The organism is Niallia sp. FSL W8-1348 (assembly GCF_038006745.1).
Lineage (GTDB): Bacteria > Bacillota > Bacilli > Bacillales > Cytobacillaceae > Niallia > Niallia alba.
Map to the genome: position 1 here is coordinate 2,514,980 of NZ_JBBOVV010000001.1, position 23,212 is coordinate 2,538,191.

Annotated in this window: 21 protein-coding genes and 1 riboswitch; of the genes, 17 read left to right on the forward strand and 4 right to left on the reverse strand. The window is 35.8% G+C overall.

Features of this window, described 5'->3' with window-relative positions; translation table 11 throughout:
- Positions 1 to 5 precede the first annotated feature (5 nt).
- Positions 6 to 203 carry a hypothetical protein gene (locus NST60_RS12065; RefSeq protein WP_224427786.1) on the forward strand — a complete coding sequence of 66 codons (198 nt, stop codon included), beginning with the start codon at positions 6 to 8 and terminating at the stop codon, positions 201 to 203.
- A 229-nt stretch (positions 204 to 432) separates the two neighbouring features.
- A complete protein-coding gene (locus NST60_RS12070; protein WP_016201597.1) occupies positions 433 to 990 on the forward strand; it encodes a tyrosine-type recombinase/integrase in 558 nt (185 codons plus the stop codon).
- A 38-nt stretch (positions 991 to 1,028) separates the two neighbouring features.
- Here NST60_RS12070 and NST60_RS12075 read toward each other — a convergent pair whose 3' ends face one another.
- Positions 1,029 to 1,721 (reverse strand): universal stress protein, encoded by a 693-nt coding sequence (locus NST60_RS12075; protein ID WP_016201598.1) that lies wholly within the window; start codon positions 1,719 to 1,721, stop codon positions 1,029 to 1,031.
- Positions 1,722 to 1,951: 230 nt separating this feature from the next.
- Between NST60_RS12075 and NST60_RS12080 the strand changes: the two genes are divergently transcribed.
- From NST60_RS12080 to queF, 8 genes are all read left to right on the forward strand, one after another.
- A complete protein-coding gene (locus NST60_RS12080; protein ID WP_169189464.1) occupies positions 1,952 to 4,369 on the forward strand; it encodes a Na+/H+ antiporter subunit A in 2,418 nt (805 codons plus the stop codon).
- A complete protein-coding gene (locus NST60_RS12085) occupies positions 4,353 to 4,778 on the forward strand; it encodes a Na(+)/H(+) antiporter subunit B (protein WP_016201600.1) in 426 nt (141 codons plus the stop codon). Before NST60_RS12080 ends, NST60_RS12085 begins: the two co-directional genes overlap by 17 nt.
- Positions 4,778 to 5,116, forward strand: a complete 339-nt coding sequence (locus tag NST60_RS12090; protein WP_016201601.1) for a Na(+)/H(+) antiporter subunit C — start codon at positions 4,778 to 4,780, stop codon at positions 5,114 to 5,116. The genes NST60_RS12085 and NST60_RS12090 overlap by 1 nt, the downstream gene beginning before the upstream one ends.
- Positions 5,109 to 6,593 carry a Na+/H+ antiporter subunit D gene (locus tag NST60_RS12095; protein WP_016201602.1) on the forward strand — a complete coding sequence of 495 codons (1,485 nt, stop codon included), beginning with the start codon at positions 5,109 to 5,111 and terminating at the stop codon, positions 6,591 to 6,593. Before NST60_RS12090 ends, NST60_RS12095 begins: the two co-directional genes overlap by 8 nt.
- 36 nt (positions 6,594 to 6,629) lie before the next feature.
- Entirely contained in the window at positions 6,630 to 7,112 is a 483-nt protein-coding gene (locus NST60_RS12100; protein ID WP_101728931.1) for a Na+/H+ antiporter subunit E, read from the forward strand.
- Positions 7,105 to 7,389 carry a Na(+)/H(+) antiporter subunit F1 gene (locus NST60_RS12105; RefSeq protein WP_016201604.1) on the forward strand — a complete coding sequence of 95 codons (285 nt, stop codon included), beginning with the start codon at positions 7,105 to 7,107 and terminating at the stop codon, positions 7,387 to 7,389. Before NST60_RS12100 ends, NST60_RS12105 begins: the two co-directional genes overlap by 8 nt.
- Entirely contained in the window at positions 7,367 to 7,747 is a 381-nt protein-coding gene (gene mnhG / locus NST60_RS12110) for a monovalent cation/H(+) antiporter subunit G (protein ID WP_016201605.1), read from the forward strand. Before NST60_RS12105 ends, mnhG begins: the two co-directional genes overlap by 23 nt.
- Before the next feature lie 163 nt (positions 7,748 to 7,910).
- Positions 7,911 to 7,957: riboswitch (PreQ1 riboswitch) on the forward strand.
- Positions 7,958 to 8,081: 124 nt separating this feature from the next.
- On the forward strand, positions 8,082 to 8,582 hold the full coding sequence (gene queF, locus NST60_RS12115; protein ID WP_101728930.1) for a preQ(1) synthase: 501 nt from the start codon (positions 8,082 to 8,084) through the stop codon (positions 8,580 to 8,582).
- A 64-nt stretch (positions 8,583 to 8,646) separates the two neighbouring features.
- Here the strand turns inward: queF and NST60_RS12120 are convergent, their stop codons facing one another.
- The gene (locus tag NST60_RS12120; protein WP_016201607.1) at positions 8,647 to 9,564 is read right to left on the reverse strand and encodes an aldo/keto reductase; all 918 of its coding nucleotides are present in this window, start codon (positions 9,562 to 9,564) and stop codon (positions 8,647 to 8,649) included.
- A gap of 257 nt (positions 9,565 to 9,821) precedes the next feature.
- Here NST60_RS12120 and amyS point away from each other — a divergent pair, with 257 nt between their 5' ends.
- The gene (amyS, locus tag NST60_RS12125; protein WP_224427788.1) at positions 9,822 to 11,366 is read left to right on the forward strand and encodes an alpha-amylase; all 1,545 of its coding nucleotides are present in this window, start codon (positions 9,822 to 9,824) and stop codon (positions 11,364 to 11,366) included.
- Positions 11,367 to 11,421: 55 nt separating this feature from the next.
- Here amyS and acsA read toward each other — a convergent pair whose 3' ends face one another.
- A complete protein-coding gene (gene acsA, locus NST60_RS12130; protein WP_016201610.1) occupies positions 11,422 to 13,140 on the reverse strand; it encodes an acetate--CoA ligase in 1,719 nt (572 codons plus the stop codon).
- Between the two features lie 155 nt (positions 13,141 to 13,295).
- Complete coding sequence (locus NST60_RS12135; RefSeq protein WP_101728927.1) at positions 13,296 to 13,658, reverse strand: DUF3899 domain-containing protein; 363 nt, start codon at positions 13,656 to 13,658, stop codon at positions 13,296 to 13,298.
- Positions 13,659 to 14,165: 507 nt separating this feature from the next.
- Between NST60_RS12135 and NST60_RS12140 the strand changes: the two genes are divergently transcribed.
- The 6 genes from NST60_RS12140 (at position 14,166) to NST60_RS12165 (ending at position 22,979) form a co-directional block, all read left to right on the forward strand.
- Positions 14,166 to 15,836 carry a peptide ABC transporter substrate-binding protein gene (locus NST60_RS12140; protein ID WP_341098849.1) on the forward strand — a complete coding sequence of 557 codons (1,671 nt, stop codon included), beginning with the start codon at positions 14,166 to 14,168 and terminating at the stop codon, positions 15,834 to 15,836.
- A gap of 155 nt (positions 15,837 to 15,991) precedes the next feature.
- Complete coding sequence (opp3b, locus tag NST60_RS12145; RefSeq protein WP_016201613.1) at positions 15,992 to 16,921, forward strand: oligopeptide ABC transporter permease; 930 nt, start codon at positions 15,992 to 15,994, stop codon at positions 16,919 to 16,921.
- A 1-nt stretch (position 16,922) separates the two neighbouring features.
- Positions 16,923 to 18,077 (forward strand): oligopeptide ABC transporter permease, encoded by a 1,155-nt coding sequence (gene opp3C / locus NST60_RS12150; RefSeq protein ID WP_016201614.1) that lies wholly within the window; start codon positions 16,923 to 16,925, stop codon positions 18,075 to 18,077.
- An 18-nt stretch (positions 18,078 to 18,095) separates the two neighbouring features.
- On the forward strand, positions 18,096 to 19,151 hold the full coding sequence (locus NST60_RS12155) for an ABC transporter ATP-binding protein (RefSeq protein ID WP_016201615.1): 1,056 nt from the start codon (positions 18,096 to 18,098) through the stop codon (positions 19,149 to 19,151).
- Positions 19,148 to 20,089 (forward strand): ABC transporter ATP-binding protein, encoded by a 942-nt coding sequence (locus NST60_RS12160; RefSeq protein WP_016201616.1) that lies wholly within the window; start codon positions 19,148 to 19,150, stop codon positions 20,087 to 20,089. The genes NST60_RS12155 and NST60_RS12160 overlap by 4 nt, the downstream gene beginning before the upstream one ends.
- Positions 20,090 to 20,492: 403 nt before the next feature.
- Positions 20,493 to 22,979 carry a helicase-related protein gene (locus NST60_RS12165; protein ID WP_341098850.1) on the forward strand — a complete coding sequence of 829 codons (2,487 nt, stop codon included), beginning with the start codon at positions 20,493 to 20,495 and terminating at the stop codon, positions 22,977 to 22,979.
- Positions 22,980 to 23,212 lie beyond the last annotated feature (233 nt).

Sequence of the window (23,212 nt, forward strand, 5' to 3'; positions counted from 1 at the left end):
AGTAGATGGGGGATATTTACTGCCTTTATTTATGTTTGTCAAAGTTAGGAGCATTGTTAATTGTTAAGGCCATTTTTGTGAAAAAGGGCAGTCAAGAGGTAACAGAGAAGCATTCTCTGTTACCGAAAACAAGAGGGAAAGCGGAAAAAGGTAACAGAGTCGAGGTCAAAGTCATTCATCCTAAAAAGAAAAGCAAAAGGTAATAGAAAAAACACATTCATTTTCACAAAGGTAGAAAAAGTCACAAAAGTCACAGAAAGTACCTTTCCGACAGCACAGAAAATCAAATTTCCGAAAAAACTTTTCAACAGACTATTTCCACACAAATGAAGCATACTACAAAAGAAAAAACATTCGATAAGAGATATTCATTGTAATGTTACTTAAATGATGATAACATAAAGTTATGTAACATTATTGGGAGGCAAACCGATGGAATATGTCGATCCTATAAAAGAAATTGAAAGTATTAATGCGATTAAAGAAGTGCTAAGGAAACAATCACAAAGAGATTTGCTCCTTTTTGTGTTAGGTATTAATACAGGAATAAGAGTTAGTGATCTACTCGCATTGAAAGTTCAGGATGTAAGGGATGAATCAGGGATTAAGGAGTTTTTGTATCTTCGTGATTCAGGTGAAGTAAAGGCATACTATTTAAACAGTAAGGTGCATGCTGAATTAGAAAGTTATTTGCAAGAACATGAATTCAAAGAGGATGAGTTTCTTTTTAAGTCTCAGAAGAATAATCAACCGATTACCCGCCAGCAGGCATATCGGATTATTAATAAGGCTGCGAAGTTAGTTGGAATTACGGGGAAGATTGGAATGCACACATTAAGAAAAACATTTGGCTATCATGCGTATCGAAAAGGGATTGCTATTTCGTTATTGATGGATGTATACAATCATACCTCTCGTTCGGAAACGCTAAAATATATAGGCATTAAAAAACAAGAAAAAAGACTAGTAAAAGTGGATGTCAATCTCTAAAGAAAAACTCCACCAAATTTGGTGGAGATTAGCCAGGACTATAGATAATCATCATCGTTACTAGCATTCGTGTCGATGTCAACATTTGTTAATTCGTTAACAATGTCCTCGTGTACTTGCACTTGCAGCGTTTCTTTATCTTTCATAAATTTGAATACACCATTATTAAAGTCCGTACCGTGTTCTTTAAAGAAAATTCCTTCATAAGCTACTTGTTTTGTATGATTGAAGATTAGGCGGTATCCATTTTGTTCTTTTACTAAATATGCACGTACACCTTTTTCATATTGTCCCTCTGGATTTTTCAAAAAACGGGCAACAGAAATGATATGAAGATCAACAAAAGGAATTTCACGTAATAACGAATTAATAATCGAGCCTTTTGCAATCTGCTCCCAACGACTTTGCGCTGTTTGACCAAGGACGATTTGTGTGATGTTCTTTTCTCTAGCTACTTCTGCAACTACTTTGGAGATTGGTCTAGATTCCTTATCTTTAATGATAAACGCATCAGCGCTATGATGTTCAGCCAATTCTTTCCATCTTGCGATATAATTTGATTTTTCTGCATCTAACTCATCGAATGGCTTTGAATCCACTGTTAGGATATAGAGTGGACAATCAAGCATATTAGCTAATTTACAACCACGTTGTATAAGACGTTCACCGTTAGGACCGTAATAAACGCAGACAAGAATACTTTCATCCATGCGTTCTTTTCCATTTACCATGATTTTTTCACCTCAGGTATAGATGTGAATGATTTACACCATTAATAATAAACTATGTATGACTATAACGTATGCTACTTTATGAGTCAATGTATTTCTTAAATAATCCAAATGAACAAATATAATCTGTTTCTTTTACTAATAGTAAGGTTAGACATAGTTTCCGTTATAAATACCTTTTTGTCTTAAGTTAATCAAAAATAGAACCAATTTAAAGGAGGGGAATAAAAATGACTTGGTTACATTTTATGATCTTATTTCCATTTATGTTTGCAATATTTGTACCTTTTATTTATAAAAGGCTAACGCCACGAATTCATACTGGCTGGTTCGTGCTATTTGTTCCATTAATCATTTTTATTTATTTGTTGACGTATATCCCGAAAATGGCAAAAGGAGATGTTTTTACTTCTACAGTCAAGTGGATACCTGCATATAGTATTAACTTTACTACGTATTTAGATGGGCTTAGCCTAGTTTTTGGATTGTTAATTGCAGGGATAGGAAGCTTAGTCATTTTATATTCTATTTTCTATTTATCAAAACATCGAGAAGCGTTGCATAACTTTTATGTATACTTATTGCTATTCATGGGAGCAATGCTTGGGTTAGTAATGTCTGATAATTATTATGTTTTATATGTGTTTTGGGAAATTACTAGTGTGTCGTCCTTTTTGTTAATTGCTTATTGGTATGAAAGGGACCGTTCAAGATATGGAGCACAAAAGGCAATGTTGATTACTGTTTTTGGCGGACTTGCGATGCTAGCTGGTTTGATCATGTTGTCTATTATGGCAGATACAACAAGTATTAGAGAGACGTTGCTTCAACTTAATCAAATCCATAGCCATGAACTATTTATACCTGCTATGATCTTAATTTTGCTCGGAGCATTTACGAAGTCGGCCCAATTTCCGTTTAGTATATGGCTTCCTGATGCAATGGAAGCACCAACGCCAATTAGTGCATACTTACATTCTGCGACGATGGTAAAAGCAGGGATTTATCTGGTTGCACGTTTAACACCAATTTTTGGAGGAACAATAGAGTGGTTTTGGCTTGTTGTAGGCATAGGGATTTTTACTTTATTATATGGGTCCTTTAATGCTGTGAAACAGACTGATTTAAAGGCATTATTAGCATACTCGACTATAAGTCAATTAGGATTAATTATGAGCTTGCTGGGGCTAGGATCTGCTGCGTTATATAAGGATTTAGGAGTAGATGAGGCAGCGTTATATGCGACGGCTATCTTTGCAGCTATTTTTCACTTAGTAAACCATTCAACGTTTAAGGGTTCTTTATTTATGGTAGTAGGAATTATTGACCATGAGACTGGTACTCGGGATTTGAGAAGACTAGGCGGTCTCATTCACTTAATGCCTATTTCCTTTACCCTTACAGTAATTGGCAGTTTTTCAATGGCAGGTCTTCCTCCATTTAATGGTTTCTTAAGTAAAGAAATGTTCTTTACAGCTGTAGTGAATGCATCGCATATGGAAATATTTAATCTTCAGCATATTGGAATCTTACTTACGATTGTCGCTTGGATTGCCAGTGTGTTTACATTTATTTATTGTATGATTTTAGTTTTTAAAACCTTTAGAGGAAAAAATAAAGCACCTAAACTAGATAAAGAGGTGCATGAAGCACCTATTGGCTTATTAATCTCGCCAATGATCTTAGGTGTACTTGTGATTGTTTTCTTCTTTATTCCTAATCTCGTATCAAAGTATTTATTAAAACCAGCCTTTGCCTCTATTTTGCCGTCACTTGCACATACGGTTGACTCTAAGAAAATTAGTGCCTTCCATGGGTTTAATACAGAACTTTGGATGACAATTGGTGTGGTAGCATTGGGAACGATTTTATATTTACTACTAAAAAAATGGTATAAGATTTATCGTCTATATCCACAAGCCTTTACATTAAGCAACTTATATAATCTTAGCTTGGAGTATGTAGAAAAGCTGTCTAAATCCATTACTAATTTTTATATGACAGGATTTCTACGTGATTACTTAGTCTATATTTTTGGATTCATTATTATAATCATCGGAGGTTCCTTGCTGCTGTTTAATGGAGTTACGTTTGATATGTCTCAAGATTCTCCGATAAGTATTTTTGATATAGGAATAGTCATTGCGATGATTATTAGCTCCGTTACAGTTCTACTCTCCAAATCAAGAATTACCTCGATTGTGGCTGTAGGAGCGTTAGGGTTTCTAGTTTCGTTTTTCTTTGTTCTTTTCAGAGCTCCAGATTTAGCATTGACTCAATTAGTAGTAGAAACAGTAACCACCGTTTTATTTCTACTGTGCTTCTATCATTTACCGCAATTAAAGAAGGAAATCAGCAGAGTTCGTTTTAAAGCGGTTAATGCTATTGTTTCTATAGGAGTAGGTGTTGTAGTAACGATTATTGCTCTTTCTGCTAACGGTACACATTTGTTTGACTCTATTTCGAGTTACTATGAGGATTCCTATAAGCTGGCCGGGGCAAAAAATATCGTAAATGCCATTTTGGTTGATTTTCGTGGAATAGATACTATGTTAGAGATTCTTGTGCTTACCGTTGCAGGCTTAGGTGTATACACGTTAATAAAGGTAAAACTAGTAGGAGGGGATAAAAATGAAGAAACCAAATGATATTATTATTCGAAGTATCACAAAGGTTGCTGTCGTGATTATTCTCACCTTCGCCATAAATCTTTTTGTCTCTGGGCATCATTTTCCAGGGGGCGGATTTATTGGTGGACTCACTTTTGCTGCTGCGATTATTTTGCTTTTTCTAACCTTTGATATAGAATCGGTGCGGAAGAATATTCCCGTAGATTTTAAAGTACTCGCAGGGGTTGGCGTATTAATCGCTGTCTTAACGGGTATTGGCGGAATGGTATTAGGTGAGGCATTTTTAACGCAAGCCTTTGGTTATTTTGATTTACCAATCTTCGGAAAAACAGAGCTAGCAACGGCTGTTATTTTTGATATTGGAGTTGCTTTAGCTGTTATTGGGACGGCTATAACCATTATTATGACGATTGGGGATGATCGATAATGGAGACTTTAATGTCTATTCTTGTAGGAATATTATTCTCGATTGGAATTTATCTTATTTTAACAAAGACTTTATTACGAATAATTTTAGGAACATCAATTCTTGGTCACGGTGTAAATTTGCTTATTATTACAATGGGAGGGTTGAATAAAGGAGGTCCACCACTCTTAGGAATAACGGATCATACTTTTGCAGACTCATTACCACAAGCATTGCTGCTTACCGCCATTGTTATAAACTTTGCAACGACTGCTTTGTTTTTAGTATTGAGTTATCGAGCATATAAAGTACTTGGCACCGATGATACAGATCTACTGAGGGGTAATGAGGATGAATAATATTGTAATATTGCCGATCATCCTTCCGATTGTATTTGCGATGATTATGGTAATTTTTAGAGACAAGGTCATGCTCCATCGTGTACTAAGCTTGGTAGCGATTGGTTCTGTGTTTGTGGTGACTGTCATTTTGATTGGGCAAATAAAGCATGCAGGAATTCAATCAGTCCAGTTGGGAGGATGGGAAGCACCATTTGGTGTAAGTATGGTTGCAGATATGTTTGCAGCTATTCTCGTTTTAGTTACTAGTATTGTAAGTTTCTGTTGTTTACTGTACGCATTTCATTCAATCGGAGAGCAAAGGGAAAAATATTATTTTTATCCGTTATTTTTGATTCTGGTAACGGGTGTAAATGGATCCTTTTTTACAGGGGATATATTTAACCTATTTGTTTGTTTTGAAGTGATGCTAGTTGCTTCCTATGTTTTAATTTCTTTAGGTGGAACAAGGGTTCAGTTAAGAGAATCGATTAAATATATTTTAATTAACATCATCTCTTCTTTTCTATTTCTTGTTGCAATTGCTTATTTATATGCGATTACAGGAACATTAAATTTTGCGCATTTATCCGTTCGTATTGCTGAAGTTGGTCAAGATGGATTAATGACAACTGTAGCCATTCTCTTTTTAGTGGTGTTTAGTCTAAAGGCTGGGCTATTTTTATTCTTCTGGCTTCCTGGATCTTATAGTGCACCACCGACAGCTATCTCTGCTATTTTTGCGGCTCTTTTAACAAAAGTCGGTATGTATGCGATTATCAGAGTCTTTACCTTGATTTTTTATCATGAAGTTCAAATCACTCATCTATTGATTGGTATACTCGCAGCTATTACAATGACGCTTGGTGCGATCGGAGCAGTTGCTTATCGAGATATCTATAAGGTTATGACCTATAATGTGGTCATTGGTGTTGGCTTTATTTTAGCGGGATTGGCGACTTACACGACAGTAGGGTTGACTGGTTCCATCTATTATTTCATTCACGATATGGTAATTAAAGCACTTATTTTCCTATTGGGGGGCACCATTATTCATCTTACTGGTACAAGTAAACTAGATGATATGAATGGATTGATTCGCTTGCATCCTCAATTAGGTTGGATGTTCTTTATTGCAGCATTGTCCTTATCTGGAATTCCCCCTTTAAGCGGTTTTCTGGGTAAAATATTTATTACACAAGGAACTTTTACTGCTGAATATTATTGGCTAGGTGCATTTGGACTGATAAGTAGTCTATTTGTTCTTTATTCCATAATGAAAGTATTTATGTCCGTGTTTTGGGGCTATACAGATTTAACGCTAGAACAAGAAAAAGGGACAACAAAGGGATTAATGCTACCTATTGCTCTGCTTACTTTCTTAACGATTGCTTTAGGATTAGGGACAGAAGGAATACATCAATATGTAGATACAGCAGTGGAAGGGTTAATGAATCCTCATTATTATATAGAAGCTATTTTGGGAAATGGAAAATAAAGTGAGTGATTAAATAGGCAGAAAGGGGTGGTAACCATGCCCATGCAAATACTAATTAACTTGTTAATAGGTGTCGTATGGATGTTCTTGCAGGACACCTGGAATGTTTTAACCTTCTTTACAGGTTATTTATTTGGAATACTTGTTCTTTTCATTCTACGTCGATATATGCCTACTAAATTTTATTTAGAGACATTTATAGCTGTAGTTAAGCTATTTATTGTATTTATTGAACAACTGTTTACTTCGAGTGTAGTCGTTATTCGTCAAATAACCCAACCAAAACTTAATATTTCCCCAGGAATATTTTCTTTGGAGACGGAATTGGAGGGGGAGTTAGAGGTATCTTTATTAGCTTTATTGATGAACTTAACCCCAGGATCGGTCGTTGTTGAGGTTGCACCTGATAATAAAAAGTTTTTTATCCATGCTATGGATATACCAGCTCAAAAAGAATCAATTTTTCATTCGAAAGAAAAATTTGAAAAAGCTATAAAGAGGGTGACACGGTATGATTGATAACTTATTAGTTGGATCCTTAATTTTACTTATTTTGTCTATACTTGCAACAGTCTATCGGCTGGTCAAAGGACCATCTGCTCCTGACAGAATACAAGCACTAGATAGTTTAGGAATTAACTTAATTGCTGGAGTAGCTATATTTTCTGTCCTGCTTCGAAATACAGGTTTCTTTGAGGTAATTTTATTGATTGGGATTCTATCGTTTATTGGAACGATTGCTTTTGCCCGATACATTGAAAGAGGTGTGGTCATTGAACGAAAGCAATCCGATTGAGCTAATAGCTGTTCTGTTAATTTTCTGCGGTGCAATCTTCTGTTTTCTTAGTTCCTTTGGGTTAATAAGGCTGCCTGATGTGTATACAAGGTCTCATGCTGCCTCAAAGGGATCAACGATGGGAGTGCTTTTTACACTGGTTGGTACATTTTTCTTTTTTATAATAGAAGGCGTTTTTAGTATCCGGCTATTTTTAGGAATATTCTTTGTTTTTCTAACTTCACCTGTCGCCTCACATGTAGTGGTTCGTTCAGCGTATCGTTCCAAGGTTAAGCTTGCGGATGTAACAGTACAGGACGATTTAAAGGTGGAAATGGAAAAGGAAGGAATCAAGCCGCTAGAAGTTCAGCCTAAGTAGTAGGGGATAGATAGTCCAGAGCCGCAGAGGAGCGGTTCTACTGAGGTCCATTTGGATGTCCTCAATAGAACCGTCCGTCCGCGCCCCCTTTGCTTACCTCAAATTTCTAATTGACGAATTTTCGCCGATTCTATATAGTTAAAAAAGATACACCCGTACTGAAGCGGGAGAGGTTCATAGCGAATACCCTCTATAAAAAACTATGGATACATGCAATCTACGCCATGTCCATAAAGGATATGGCTTTTTTGTTTGATTCAGTTGGTTTTTCTGCTAAGGTAAATGCCTCTCTTTTCAGCAGTGTTGGGAAACACCAAACAAGGAGGACTCTTTCATGTCTGGAAGAAAGAACGAAGAAGGATTACAAGACTTAACTTTATTAGGAAACCAAAATACTCCATATAAAAGTGATTATGCACCAGAGGTATTAGAATCTGTAGATAATCTTCACTCTGATAGAGATTATTTTGTAAAATTTAATTGTCCGGAGTTTACTAGTCTTTGTCCAATAACAGGCCAGCCTGACTTTGCGACAATGTATATCTCTTATATACCAAATAAGAAGATAGTGGAAAGTAAATCTTTAAAATTATATTTATTTAGCTTCCGTAATCATGGTGATTTTCATGAAGATTGCGTCAATATTATTATGAATGATTTAATTAAACTATTGGATCCAAGATATATTGAGGTATGGGGTAAATTTACTCCACGGGGTGGAATTTCAATCGACCCATGGTGTAATTATGGAAAACCAGGAACGAAATTTGAAGAGATGGCGACACACCGTTTAATGAATCATGATATGTATCCTGAAAAAGTAGACAATCGATAATAAAAAACAGTTACCTGCTCGTTATTTTTCCGGGGAGGTAACTGTCTTTTTAGTTTAAATTTAGTTATGGTAAAATATTGCCCGCTGCACGGTAAATGCTGTACCACTCTTCCCTTGTCAAATGAACGTCACTTGCGTTACAGCAGTCTATTAAGCGATCTATATTCATTGTTCCAATAACGGGTTGCATTTTAGCAGGATGACGCAATAACCAAGCGATCGCAATCGTTGTATTGCTAACTTGATACTTGTCTGCAATTTCATCCATTTGTTTATTTAGTTCAGGGAATTTTTCGTTCCCAAGGAAGACCCCTTCAAAGAAACCAAATTGGAACGGAGACCAAGGCTGAATAGTGATATCATGTAAGCGACAGAAGTCTAAAATGCTGCCGTCACGGTTAATAGCAGAGTCATTTTCCATATTCACATTAATCCCATTTGAAATCATATTTGCATTCGTAATACTTAATTGTAATTGATTAGCAACAAGTGGCTGTTTTACATGCTTTTGCAACAATTGAATTTGCATCGGATTTTGGTTAGAAACGCCAAAATGACGCACTTTTCCTGATTGTTCAAGTTTATCGAAAGCCTCTGCGACTTCTTCAGGTTCCACTAATGCATCTGGACGATGTAATAGAAGAACATCTAAGTATTCGGTGTTTAGTCTTTTTAGAATGCCATCTACTGAATCTAAAATATGCTCTTTTGAAAAGTCGAACATGCCTTTACGAATACCACATTTAGATTGTAAGATAATCTTCTCACGAACACTTGGAGACATATGGATAGCATCTGCAAATATTTCTTCGCAAACACCACTACCATAAATATCTGCATGATCAAAGAAGTTAGCCCCTTGTTCTAAAGAAGTTTGGACAAATCGTTCTGCTTCATTTTTTTCTAATGAGTTAATACGCATGCAACCAACTGCAACTACAGGTACTTCTAAATTACTGCTACCTAGTTTCATTGTTCTCATGATTTCTATTCCTCCTAAATAAATTGGAAAGCGCTTTTATTATTTCATCATTCATTTTGACATAATAATGGCTTAAACAGCAAATATTAAGTACTTTTTATCCCGCTCTTAACGGGCAGTATGACCCAACCACAAGCTGAGGGGATTTTTTTAAAAAAGAAATGAAAGATGTCCTATTTACTATTCCGTCCTATTAAATTTATAATTATTAAGGAGGGTTGAAAACGCTTTCTTAACAAAGGAGAGGTGGGAGAAGAATGAAAGGTTTTATAGGTAAAACGTCTATTATTGTAATTATTATTTTCTTGTTGTTTCCCTTAGGAAGTGAGAAGTTCGCATCAGCGGCTTCTACAAATGGAACGATGATGCAATATTTTGAATGGTATTTGCCGAATGATGGAAATCATTGGACAAGGCTTCAAAATGATGCGGCAAATCTAGCTAATAAAGGAGTAACTGCTGTCTGGATTCCTCCAGCATATAAGGGAACAAGTCAAAATGATGTGGGATATGGTGCATATGATTTATATGATTTAGGCGAGTTTAACCAAAAAGGAACAGTCAGGACGAAGTATGGCACAAAAGCTCAATTAAAATCAGCAATCGCAGAATTACATAAAAAAAATATAAATGTATATGGTGATGTAGTGATGAACCATAAAGGGGGTGCTGATTTTACGGAGAACGTAACTGCCGTTGAAGTAGATCCCAATAATAGAAATAATGAAACATCGGGCAACTATCAAATTTCTGCCTGGACAGGCTTTAATTTTCCTGGCCGAGGTAATACTTACTCTCCGTTTAAATGGAGCTTGTATCATTTTGATGGGACAGATTGGGATGAGAGCAGACAACTAAACAGAATCTATAAATTTCGTGGAACAGGAAAGGCTTGGGATTGGGAAGTTTCCAATGAAAAAGGAAATTATGACTATTTAATGTATGCAGATATTGATTATGATCATCCAGAAGTAGTAAGTGAAATGAAAAGCTGGGGAACCTGGTATGCTAAAGAATTAAATTTAGATGGGTTCCGATTAGATGCGGTTAAACATATAAAGCATGATTACTTACGGGATTGGGTTACCCATGTAAGAAATCAAACAGGTAAAGAGATGTTTACTGTAGCGGAATATTGGCAAAATGATATTGGAACGCTAAATAATTATTTAGCAAAGACAAATTATAATCAGTCTGTTTTTGATGCACCCCTTCATTATAATTTTCATTATGCATCTAATAGTAATGGAAATTATGACATGAGGAATATTCTAAAAGGAACAGTAATGGAAAGCAATCCTAGACTGGCAGTTACCTTAGTTGAAAACCATGATTCCCAGCCAGGGCAATCTTTGGAATCTGTTGTAGGTACATGGTTTAAACCTTTAGCCTATGCTTTCATTCTTACAAGAGCAGAAGGATATCCATCTGTCTTTTATGGAGATTATTATGGAACGAAAGGGAATAGCAATTATGAGATTCCGTCATTAAAAGCACAGTTGGATCCAATTCTAACTGCCCGTAAAGATTATGCATATGGTACACAGCGTGACTATATTGACCATTGGGATATTATTGGTTGGACAAGAGAGGGAGATACTGCTAAAGCAAAATCTGGACTAGCCACCTTAATAACAGATGGTCCTGGAGGGTATAAGTGGATGGAAGTAGGAAAACAAAATGCCGGAGAAGTCTGGTACGATATAACGGGGAACAGAAAAGAAACAGTCACTATTAATAGTGATGGCTGGGGCCAATTCTATGTAAATGGAGGCTCACTTTCTATTTATATACAAAAATAAGGAAGAGAAGAGTTACCTTGCTCACTGGTAACTCTTCTCTTTGTATGTTGTTAAATTAATCTTCCATTGTAGAAAGGTCTCCAGTAGGGAGTCCAAGTTCCCAAGCTTTTAATACACGTCTCATAATTTTTCCACTCCGTGTTTTTGGAAGCTTTTCACAGAATTCAATTTCTCTTGGGGCAGCATGAGCAGCCAAACCTGTTTTCACAAATAAACGTATTTCTTCTTTTAATTGATCCGTTTTTTCATAGCCATCAACTAGTGCAATAAAAGCTTTAATAATTTCGCCTCTAATAGGATCTGGTTTTCCGATGACACCAGCTTCTGCTACGGCAGGAAACTCAATTAGTTTACTTTCTACCTCAAATGGTCCAACTCGTTCACCAGCGGTCATAATAACGTCATCGACTCGACCTTGGAACCAGAAATAACCCTCTTCATCCAAATAAGCGGAATCTCCAGACACATACCATTGATCATGTTGGAAATAACTATTAAATTTTTCTTCATTGTTCCATATTGTATGCATCATTGATGGCCAGCCTTTTTTAATGGCCAAATTCCCCATTTGATTAGGCGGAAGGATATTTCCATCATCATCTAAAATAACTGCTTCAATCCCTGGAAGTGGTTTCCCCATGGAACCTAACTTAATGTCCATACAAGGTAAATTACATATTAGGTGAGCACCGGTTTCTGTCATCCACCAAGTGTCATGGATCCGATGTCCAAATACATCAAATCCCCAGCGAATTACTTCAGGATTAAGCGGTTCGCCTACGCTTAGAATATGACGCAAGGAAGAGAGTGTATATTTTTCTGTTACTTCCGCTCCAGCAGCCATCAGCATTCTAAAGGAGGTAGGGGCACTATACCAAACGGTCACTCCAAAGGTTTCAATCGTTTTATACCATATATCAGGACTAAATCGACCACCTGCAACAACATTTGTGGAGCCAGTAAGCCATGGACCAAAGATTCCGTAAGAAGTACCTGTAACCCAACCTGGATCAGCAGTACACCAGTATACGTCATCTTCTTGTAAATCTAATACCCACTTTGCTGTTTGGTAATGTTGAATCATAGCATTGTGAACATGAAGCACACCTTTTGGTTTTCCAGTTGAACCAGAGGTGTAGTGTAGGATTAATCCATCTTTGCGATCGACCCATTCTATGTCTAAATCTGTAGAGGCTGTTTGAAAATGATGAAGGAAATCTTTTGTTTTATTATCTTCTTGTATGTTTTCCCCTACAATAAAAATAGTTTCTAAAGCAGGCAATTCTGTATGTGGAATTCTATTTACCAGTTCAGGTGTTGTAATGATTACTTTTGCTTCACTATCATGCAGGCGGTCTTTTACAGCATCTTCCATAAAGGCTTCAAACAGTGGACCAACAATAGCTCCTAATTTGATTGCTCCAAGTAAAGCAAAATATAACTCTGGTGAACGAGGCATGAAAATAAACACACGATCCCCTTTGTTCACTTTTCCTACATCCTTTAATACATTCCCAGCTTTATTTGAGAATTTCTTTAAGTCTTTAAATGTGTAAGTTTCTTTTCTTGATGGATGAAAATAATGGAGGGCTACTTTATTGGCGCGGTAGTTTTCAGCATGACGGTCAATTGCCTCATAGGCCAAATTAACTTTTCCAGTCTGATGCCAAGAAAAATCCTTTTCTGCTTGGTCCCATTTGAAATGTTGGTACAATTCCTCATAGTTTTCAAGGTTATGCTTGCCTTTAACAGGTGGAAACGCTTCCAATTTCATTAATACATCCCCCTCATTTCAATTTTTTTACAACATTATTATAATTGGTAAACACTATATATACAATTTTAATGTTGTAATTAAATAAATATTCCTACATTTTGAAAAAATGAGATGGAATGTATGGGGGCAAAAGCCTATTTCAAGGCTCATAGTTAAACATAGTAAGTCAGTAGTAAAATTAATAAATAAATTAGTAGCATGAAAGCTTGAAATTTAAGGATAGAATAAATTCCTTTATTAAATTTTTGAGAAGGGAGAGGTTTTTCCTTCCATTCGTCCAAATAATCATTACTTTTTAGAATAACATGATGAAATCTTCGGAAACTGAATGTCACACCGTCCAAGAAGCCTCCCTTTGCAATATACATAAATAGAAAAATAACGAGATAAAAGAAAGTTAAATAATAGACGGAATTAATATAAAGAACAAAAGAATATTCTGAGGAAAAAATAAGAAAAAGAACGAACGTCATGAAGATATTTATTAGGAAAACAGACCATTTTTTATTATGCATGAATTTTCACCTTTATTAATAAGTTTTTAACGCGAATAATCGTATTTTACCTTAACTCGATCAGAAAGTACATTTTGAATAAAGTTGTAAAATACTTCTATTCTTACATTCTGAATTAACATTGTGGAATATTGTTTTCCTTTTACACTAAAAATAAGAAAAATCACCAATAGAATAAAATCACCTACTATAAAAAATTCTACCATAATAAAATCATCTACTAATATAAGGTAAAAAAGTATATTGGCATATGGATATTTTTGACATAGCATCAGTCTTTTGCCATATTATATACCTATTAATTTAAAGAATTTTTTAGAATTTTATCAAAAAAGTAAGCGTTGTCTTTATTGGTTTAACGCATGATTGCCCTATCATTATATAACAATATTTGAAATTATCTCTATATTTAGTCTTTACAACTCTACTAGAATAATAGTATACTCACTTTAGCTTCTTTTTTAGATGTAATTTACAGAATAATATAACAATGGGGGGTCTTTTTTAATGAAGCGAAAATTTACTTGGCTGCTTTCACTGACGTTAGTGTTGAGTGTATTTTTAGCAGCATGTTCTGGTGGCGACGACAAAGCATCTGAAGGTTCAGATAAGCCAGCAGAAAATACAGATGTAGAACAAGTATTAAACTTAATTAACGGAGATGCGATTCCATCAATGGATCCATCAATGGCAACTGATGAATATGGTTTCCAATTCTTAGGTGCTACAATGGAAGGTCTTTATCGTTTAGGTGAAGATGCTAAAGTTGAAAAAGGTATTGCAGAATCTCATGAAGTATCTACAGACGGTTTAACTTGGACATTCAAGTTACGTGAAGATGCAAAATGGTCAAACGGAGATCCTGTAACTGCTAACGATTTCGTTTATGCTTGGCAACGTGCAGTAAACCCTGACACTGGTTCTGAGTACGGTCCATACATGATGGGCGGCGTAATCAAAAACGCTACTGAAATCAGCAAAGGCGAAAAGAAACTAGAAGAATTAGGAGTTAAAGCAGATGGCGACTACACATTAGTTGTTGAACTTGCTAATCCAACTCCATATTTCGAGTCTTTAACAACTTTCGGTACGTTCTTACCATTGAACCAAAAATTCGTTGAAGAAAAAGGCGATGCGTTCGCTACTAGCTCTGAAAATCTATTAGCTAACGGTCCATTCGTGTTAGAAAACTGGGAAAGTACTGCTCAAAAGTGGAATCTTGCTAAGAATGACACTTACTGGGATGCAGGTACAGTTAAGCTAGAAAAGATTAATTATGTTGTAGTTAAAGATGCTCAAACAATGGTTGACCTATATGAAAAAGGTGAAGTTGACCGTGCGAGCTTGTCTTCAGACTTAGTTGACCAATACTCTTCTGATGAAGATTATACAATTAAAGCAGACAACTCTGTATTCTATATGAAAATTAACCAAACAAGAAACGAAGCACTTGCAAACACAAATATTCGTGCTGCTATCAGCCGTGCGTTTGATAAACAAGCTTTAGTAGACACTATTTTAAATAATGGTTCTTTAGTTGCTAACGGTTTAATTCCAGCTGAATTCACTCCAATGCCAGATGGTAGTGGTGATTTCCGTGAAGTTAGTGGCGATCTTGTAACATATGATACTGCTGCTGCAAAAGAATTCTGGGAAAAAGGTCTACAAGAATTAGGTGTTGATTCCGTAGAAATCGAATTCTTAGGTGGAGATACAGATGTATCTAAAACGATGAATGAATACCTTGCTAACCAATTACAAACAAACCTACCAGGTTTAAAAGTAACTCTAAAACAAGTACCATTTGAGCAACGTTTAGATTTAGATACTAAGCAAGATTACGATCTACAATTAGCTGGTTGGGGTCCTGACTACCTAGATCCATACACTTTCTTAAGCCTATGGATTACTGATGGTGGAAACAACAAAATGGGTTACTCTAATGCAGATTATGATAAGTTATTAGAGGAAACTACTACAACTTTAGCTACAGACAATGAAGCTCGTTACCAAAACTTCTTAGAAGCTGAAAAAATTCTATTTGAAGATGCAGCAATCGCTCCTGTATATCAACGTGCTGGCGCATTCCTATCATCTCCAAAAATTCAAGGCTTAATCGAAAATCCATTTGGACCAACTTATGAATACAAATGGACTAGTGTAGGAGCTGCAGAGTAATTTCGCTTTTTTGAAAAATTCGATGCTATGAAATAAGAGGGAGTGTATGCTTTTATAGCATATACTCTCTTGTATTTTTGAGTAGGAAAATTCTGATTATAGCAAAAATAAATTATTATGCTATAATAAACAAAGAAAAATTAGGAGGTGCACAGATGGCTCGATATCTTCTTCGACGTTTATGGTATATGTTCATAACATTGTTCATTATCGCTACAGTATCCTTCTTCCTGATGAAGTTCCTTCCAGGGAGTCCACTGAAAGCTGACGATAAGTTAAGTGAAGAGCAAAAAACAATTATTTTGGAAAAATATGGATTGAATGATCCGGTTCCTGTACAATATGTACGATACTTAGGAAACCTTGTGCAAGGGGATTTAGGTGTTTCATTTGCATTTGATAATACCCCTGTTACGAAAATACTATCCTCAAAAATCGGTCCGTCCGCACTTTTAGGTGGACAAGCATTAGTTCTAGGGACAGTGGTCGGGATTCTACTAGGCTTGATAGCCTCCATTTATAGGAACGGTCCAGTCGATTATACGTCTACGATTATCGCTGTACTGGGGACATCGGTTCCATCGTTCGTTTTTGCAGGACTATTGCAATATGTTTTCGCAGTAAGAATGGATTTACTACCAGTAGCTCTCTGGGGCGGCTTTGAATATACCATTCTACCAACTATCGCACTTGCAATCTCCCCTTTAGCAGTTGCTGCGAGGTTCACACGAACAGAAATGATTGAAGTGTTGCATTCAAATTATATAACAACAGCTCGTGCAAAAGGGGTTACTGAAGCAGGAATTATTTTCAAACATGGATTGCGAAATGCATTGATTCCGCTAGTAACAGTAATTGGCCCTATGGCAGTTAGCTTAATGACAGGATCATTAGTAATTGAGAAAATTTTTGCAATACCTGGGATTGGAGAACAATTTGTTACATCTGTTACTGTAAATGATTATCCGACAATTATGGGAACAACATTATTATTTGCTTTTGGCTTTGTTATCATAATTTTAATCATTGACCTCCTATATGGATTAATTGATCCGAGAATTAGAATTGCAGGAGGAAAAAAATAAAATGGATAAAAAGAATCTTAATCAAATAGATAAAAATTTATTTAGACCTCTTAAGCAAGAAGAGAATATTAGTGAGAAAATAACTGCACCAAGTAGAACCTTTAGTCAGGATGCAAGAAGAACGTTGTTTAAAAATAAACCTGCAATAGTAAGTATATTTATAATATTATTAATAATCTTAATGAGTATTATTGGTCCCCATATGAATGATTACGGGAATAATGGACAAGATTTGTCTCGTGCAAAGCTTCCTCCTAGAGTACCAGTATTAGAGAATGTTTCTTGGTTAGGTCTAAATGGTACTTTATCAGGTAGATATGAAGGTACGAATGTAAAAGATGCAACTGCCAAAGCAATGGCTCGTTATAAGAGCACAGATGAGTTTGTTGATATTAAAGTTCTAGATGAAGGAGACGGTACAAGAAATTCTGCTGCAGTAAGAGCAACCTTCCACATCTATGAAGCGAAAGAACTTAATGATACTTATTTCTGGTTTGGGACTGATACACTAGGCCGTGACCAATGGACAAGACTTTGGGAAGGTACAAGAGTATCATTGATCATTGCATTTGTTGCAGCGATACTTGATTTATTAATTGGTGTAACCTATGGTGGTGTATCTGGATTTTATGGTGGAAGAGTCGATAACGTATTACAGCGTATCGCGGAAGTATTAGTAGGAATACCAAACCTAGTAGTTATTCTGTTAATGATGCTTATCCTCCAGCCTGGGATAGTTTCCATTGTTATTGCATTAGCGATTACAGGATGGATCGGAATGTCCCGTATTGTTCGTGGAGAAGTATTAAAGCTTACAAATCAAGAATTCGTACTTGCTGCGAGAACATTAGGGACGTCAAATGGTACGATTATTAGACGACACTTAGTTCCGAATATTACTGGAATTATTATTGTTAATACAATGTTCTCGATTCCTGGAGCTATTTTCTTCGAAGCATTCCTAAGCTTCATCGGACTTGGTATTGTACCTCCGAAAGCCTCATTAGGTGCTTTGATTGAGCTTGGATTTGCTAACTTGCGATTATATCCGTATTTACTAGTTTTCCCAGCGACTGTATTGTCAGTATTAATGATTGCATTCAATATATTGGGTGATGGTTTGCGTGATGCATTCGACCCTAAAATGCATAAATAAGAGAGTAGGTGTTTATAAATGAGTAAATTATTAGAAGTCAAAGATTTAAGAGTATCATTTAACACCTACAACGGTGAAGTACAAGCTGTTCGCGGTGTTAGCTTTGAGTTAAATAAAGGAGAAACACTAGCAATTGTAGGGGAATCCGGTTCTGGTAAATCCGTTACTTCTAATGCTTTAATGAGACTACTTCCCGAACCGCAAAGTGTCATTAAAAGTGGAGAAATATTATTAGAAGGCGAAGATATTGTTAAAAAGTCCAAGAAAGAAATGCAAAAAATTCGCGGTAAAGATATTTCAATGGTGTTTCAAGATCCGATGTCTTCCTTAAACCCAACAATGAAAATTGGGAATCAGATCATGGAAGGTCTAATTAAGCATCAAAACATGAACAAATCTGATGCAAAGAAACGTGCTCTTGAGCTGCTTGAGTTAGTTGGTATTCCACAACCGGAAATTCGTATTAACCAATTTCCACACCAATTCTCAGGTGGAATGCGTCAACGTGTGGTTGTTGCAATCGCGCTTGCGTGTAACCCGAAGATTTTAATTGCTGATGAACCAACAACAGCACTTGATGTTACGATTCAGGCACAAATTTTAGAATTAATGAAAGACATTCAAAAGAAAACAGATAGTGCGATTATTTTTATTACTCATGACCTTGGCGTTGTAGCAAACGTTGCAGATCGCGTTGCGGTTATGTATGCTGGAAAGATTGTTGAAATTGGAACAGTTGATGATATTTTCTATAATCCGAAGCATCCATATACATGGGGATTAATAGGATCTATGCCAACATTAGACAGTACGGATGAAGAGCTTTTCGCTATACCTGGAAGCCCACCGAATATGTTAAAGCCTCCAGCAGGAGACGCATTTGCGCCTAGAAATCAATTTGCACTAGAAATTGACACGGTAATGGAACCACCAATGTTTAAAGTTTCGGATACGCATTATGCAGCAACTTGGTTATTGCATGAAGATGCTCCAAAAGTTGAGCCACCAGAAGCTGTTAAACAAAGAATGCTTGGTTTCGCGAAAACAGGTCGCAAGGACGGTGAAAAACGTTGACTAGAGAAAAATTACTAGAAGTAAAAAACTTGCAAAAGCACTTTTCCGCAGGTAGAGATAGAATCATCAAAGCGGTGGATGGTGTATCCTTTGAAATTTTTAAAGGAGAAACATTTGGTCTAGTTGGAGAATCTGGTTGTGGGAAATCTACAACAGGAAGAACAATTATCCGTCTTTACGATGCAACAGGTGGAGAAGTTAAATTTGAAGGCGAAGATGTGCACGGTAAAAAATCAAAGGCAGAGCTTCGCAAATTCAACCAAAAAATGCAAATGATTTTCCAAGATCCGCATTCATCTCTAAATCCACGTATGACAGTACTTGATATCATTGCAGAAGGTATTGATAATCATAAGCTTGCAAAAACACCAGAAGAGCGTCGTCAAAGAGTAGAAGAGCTACTAGAAGTAGTAGGATTGAATAAAGAGCATGCTACACGCTTTCCGCACGAATTTAGTGGTGGTCAGCGCCAAAGAATCGGGATTGCTCGTGCACTAGCTGTTGAGCCAGATTTCATTATCTGTGACGAGCCGATTTCTGCACTAGACGTTTCCATTCAAGCACAGGTTGTTAACCTTTTGAAAAAGCTGCAAAAAGAACGCGGACTAACGTATTTATTTATTGCCCATGACCTTTCAATGGTTAAATACATTAGTGACCGTATTGGCGTTATGTATATGGGTAACCTGGTAGAGCTTGCAGAAGCAGATGAACTGTATGAGAACCCAATTCACCCATACACAAAATCATTGCTATCAGCAATTCCGCTTCCAGATCCACGTTATGAACGTGAACGTAAAAGAATTGCTTATGATCCATCTGTACATGATACAAGTGAACCAGCCGAATTAAGAGAAGTTGCTCCAGGTCACTTTGTACGTTGTACAACGAAAGAATTAGAGCAATACAAACGCGAGTTAAGCTTAAAGAAAAACTAAGTAAAAATTTAATCTATTAAAGAAGATCCTCCCAAATAATCCTTGCCAAAGTGCAAGGATTTTTATTATTTCCTGAGAAATCTTATTTACATTCTTTATTCCCCTCTTTGAAAAAAATAATCGTAAATAACAGAAAAACTATTTTCTAAAAATCGATAAAAACTGACATTCACCGTGTAGACTTAACAGTAATCTTTCTTACTTTTTTAAATAGATAGTGTTTATTAACAAAAAAGTGTTTATAAGTATTTAGGAGACGGACAAATAGCAATAAATTTTACAAAAAGAGCTTAAATAAAACACAAGAAAATCCAAAAAATATTAAAAAAATCTACATGTCTAAGATAAAATAAAGGAAAATAAGTAAAAGAAGGATAGTAATCCATTATTATAGGAGTTCATCATGATAAATCCAATATTAAAAACCCAGTATGATAAAGCGATTCAACTAACAAAAATGCATATTATAAAGGATGTAAATAAGTATTTAGAAAACAAAGAAAGTCTACCGACATTTGCACAGTATATGGCAGATCGGAAAGTTTATATAGAGCAAATTTGGTTAAACACATGGCTTAATATAGCAACTAGTTATATAAAGTACGCTGAAAAGAAACAATATCTTACAAATAAAGGATTGGATATTAGCTACCTTAGTAAAAAGCAGATCAATCGATTATTTCGAAGTGAAATACGAGATGTTGGCGCATTTTCTTATGAAGAGTGGCTGACAAAAAAGTTAGGGGAAGATAAGGAAAACTGGAAAAACAAATATAGAAAGCAACGAGTAGCATATGTAGAAAAAGTGGAAGAACACAAAGACATGGAAACAAAGCGTAAATATACAGTGAAGTTTTCTTATTATATCGAACAATTGATAGAGAAACATTATGAGGAACTGTTTCTTTATATTCGCTATTTAACTGGAAGTAATATTGCGCTTGAGATAGACAGAAATGGTATTATTTTATCTTCCATGGAGTTAACCTTTGAAGAATATTTATCGAATGAAATGAATATGCCTTATAATCAATTTTATTTTTTAGAGGATCGGACAGAGGCATATGAAAATCTAATCCTTCAACATCTAATCGATTTTTTTCCTACTTGGGTAAAAGACAGATTGCCAACTCGTATAAAGGAAGAATATACGGAAGTATATAGTCATTCCTTAACCAATTCTTCTTTGCTTGAAGCAAGTATGCCGTTACTTCAAGAAGTGACAGTAGAATTTTTAGAGGATTTGTTGCCTGAATACGTAATAGATTTGGAAAAATTATTGGACATTCCTTTTGATATGGAGATTCATAAAGAGATTATGGAAAAAGATAGACAAAGGAAGGCGCAAAAGGAAGCAGAGGATCGGGAAGAGCAAAGACGTCGCAAAGAAGAAGAAGCTAGAATGATTGAGGATATATTTGGTAGGGAATATTATCCTCCAACCAATATAGATGTTAAATATGTACTTCATACAGGGGAGACAAATACTGGTAAAACTTTTCAGGCTATTAACCGGATGATGGAAGCTAGTAGTGGTTTATATTTGGCACCATTAAGATTATTAGCACTAGAAATTTATGAGAAACTAAATCAGCAAGGGATTCCTTGTTCCCTTAAAACAGGAGAAGAAGAAAAGCTTGTTCTTAATGCACAGCACCAATCAAGTACGGTGGAAATGTTTCATGAAAAAAACTATTACGAAGTGATCGTTATTGATGAAGCCCAAATGATTGCAGATAGGGAAAGAGGATTCTCCTGGTACCGGGCTATTACGAAAGCAAATGCGAATGAGGTTCATATTATCGCAAGTCTTCATGCAAAAAACATGATTTTACAGCTATTAGGCGATACAAATGTAGAGGTTCATGAGTATCGAAGAGAGACACCACTACAGGTAGAAAATGATTTATTCCAGCTCAGCCATACGAGAAAAGGAGATGCCCTTGTTTGCTTTTCAAGAAGGAACGTATTAGAAACAGCTTCCGAGCTACAAAGAAGGGGCTGGCAAGTCAGTGTTATCTATGGAAGTATGCCCCCGGAAGCAAGGAAAAAACAAATGGAGCGTTTTATTAAGGGAGAAACGAAAGTTATTGTTTCGACAGATGCGATTGGGATGGGGCTGAATTTGCCAATAAGGAGAATCGTTTTCTTAGAAAATGACAAATTTGATGGTATTAGAAGAAGAATGTTAACCTCTCAGGAAGTTAAGCAGATTGCAGGAAGAGCAGGAAGAAAGGGAATTTATGATATTGGGCGAGTTGCTTTTACAAGTGATCGTAAAAAGATGAAATATTTATTAGAAAAAAAGGATACGGACCTTTTTGGATTTACAATAGCGCCTACAAGTGCCGTTTTAGAAAGATTTCAAAAGTATTCCAATAATCTCGGCTTGTTCTTTTATCTATGGGGACATTTTAAAAGCCCTGAGGGAACGAAAAAGGCATCTTTAGCAGAGGAAATGCTGCTATATGAAATGATTATGGATACGATGGTCGAAGCGAGAATGTCCTTATATGATTTATTTAGTTTTTTGAAGCTCCCGTTTGCAACAAGTGAAAGTTCATTACGAGTCCAGTGGAAAACGAATATGGAAGCAATTGTTGAAAACAGGGATTTACCAGAACCAAAAATAAAGCAGGATAGCTTAGAGGAGTTAGAGCTTGCTTATAAATCTATCGGGCTTCATTTATTATTCTTATATCGATTAGAAAGAAGAACAGAAGCCTATTATTGGGAAAAGGTTAGATTGGAATTGAGTGATCAAATTAATGAGCAACTAAAGAAAGGGATAAAAGGAAAGAGACGGATAAAGAGATGTAAAGTATGTGGAAAAGAATTATCCGCCAAAAGTAAATTTTCAGTGTGTAATGAATGTTTTTACAAAAAATAAAGGATAACTAAACGAAGTTATTTTATAGATAGGCTGCTTACTATAAGATTGTTGTTTTTTATAAGGGGATAATTTTTCAAGAGATACTGAGTAGCCTGAAGATACATAGACGCCCGGAGGTTGAGACCTCGCAAGTGTATTCAGGCTTCCGGTTAATGGCAACAAACTATACTAAAACAGTCTTTAGAGAAAAAGGTTTTTTGCTTGTAAAATTGCCAAAGGATGTTTCAAAG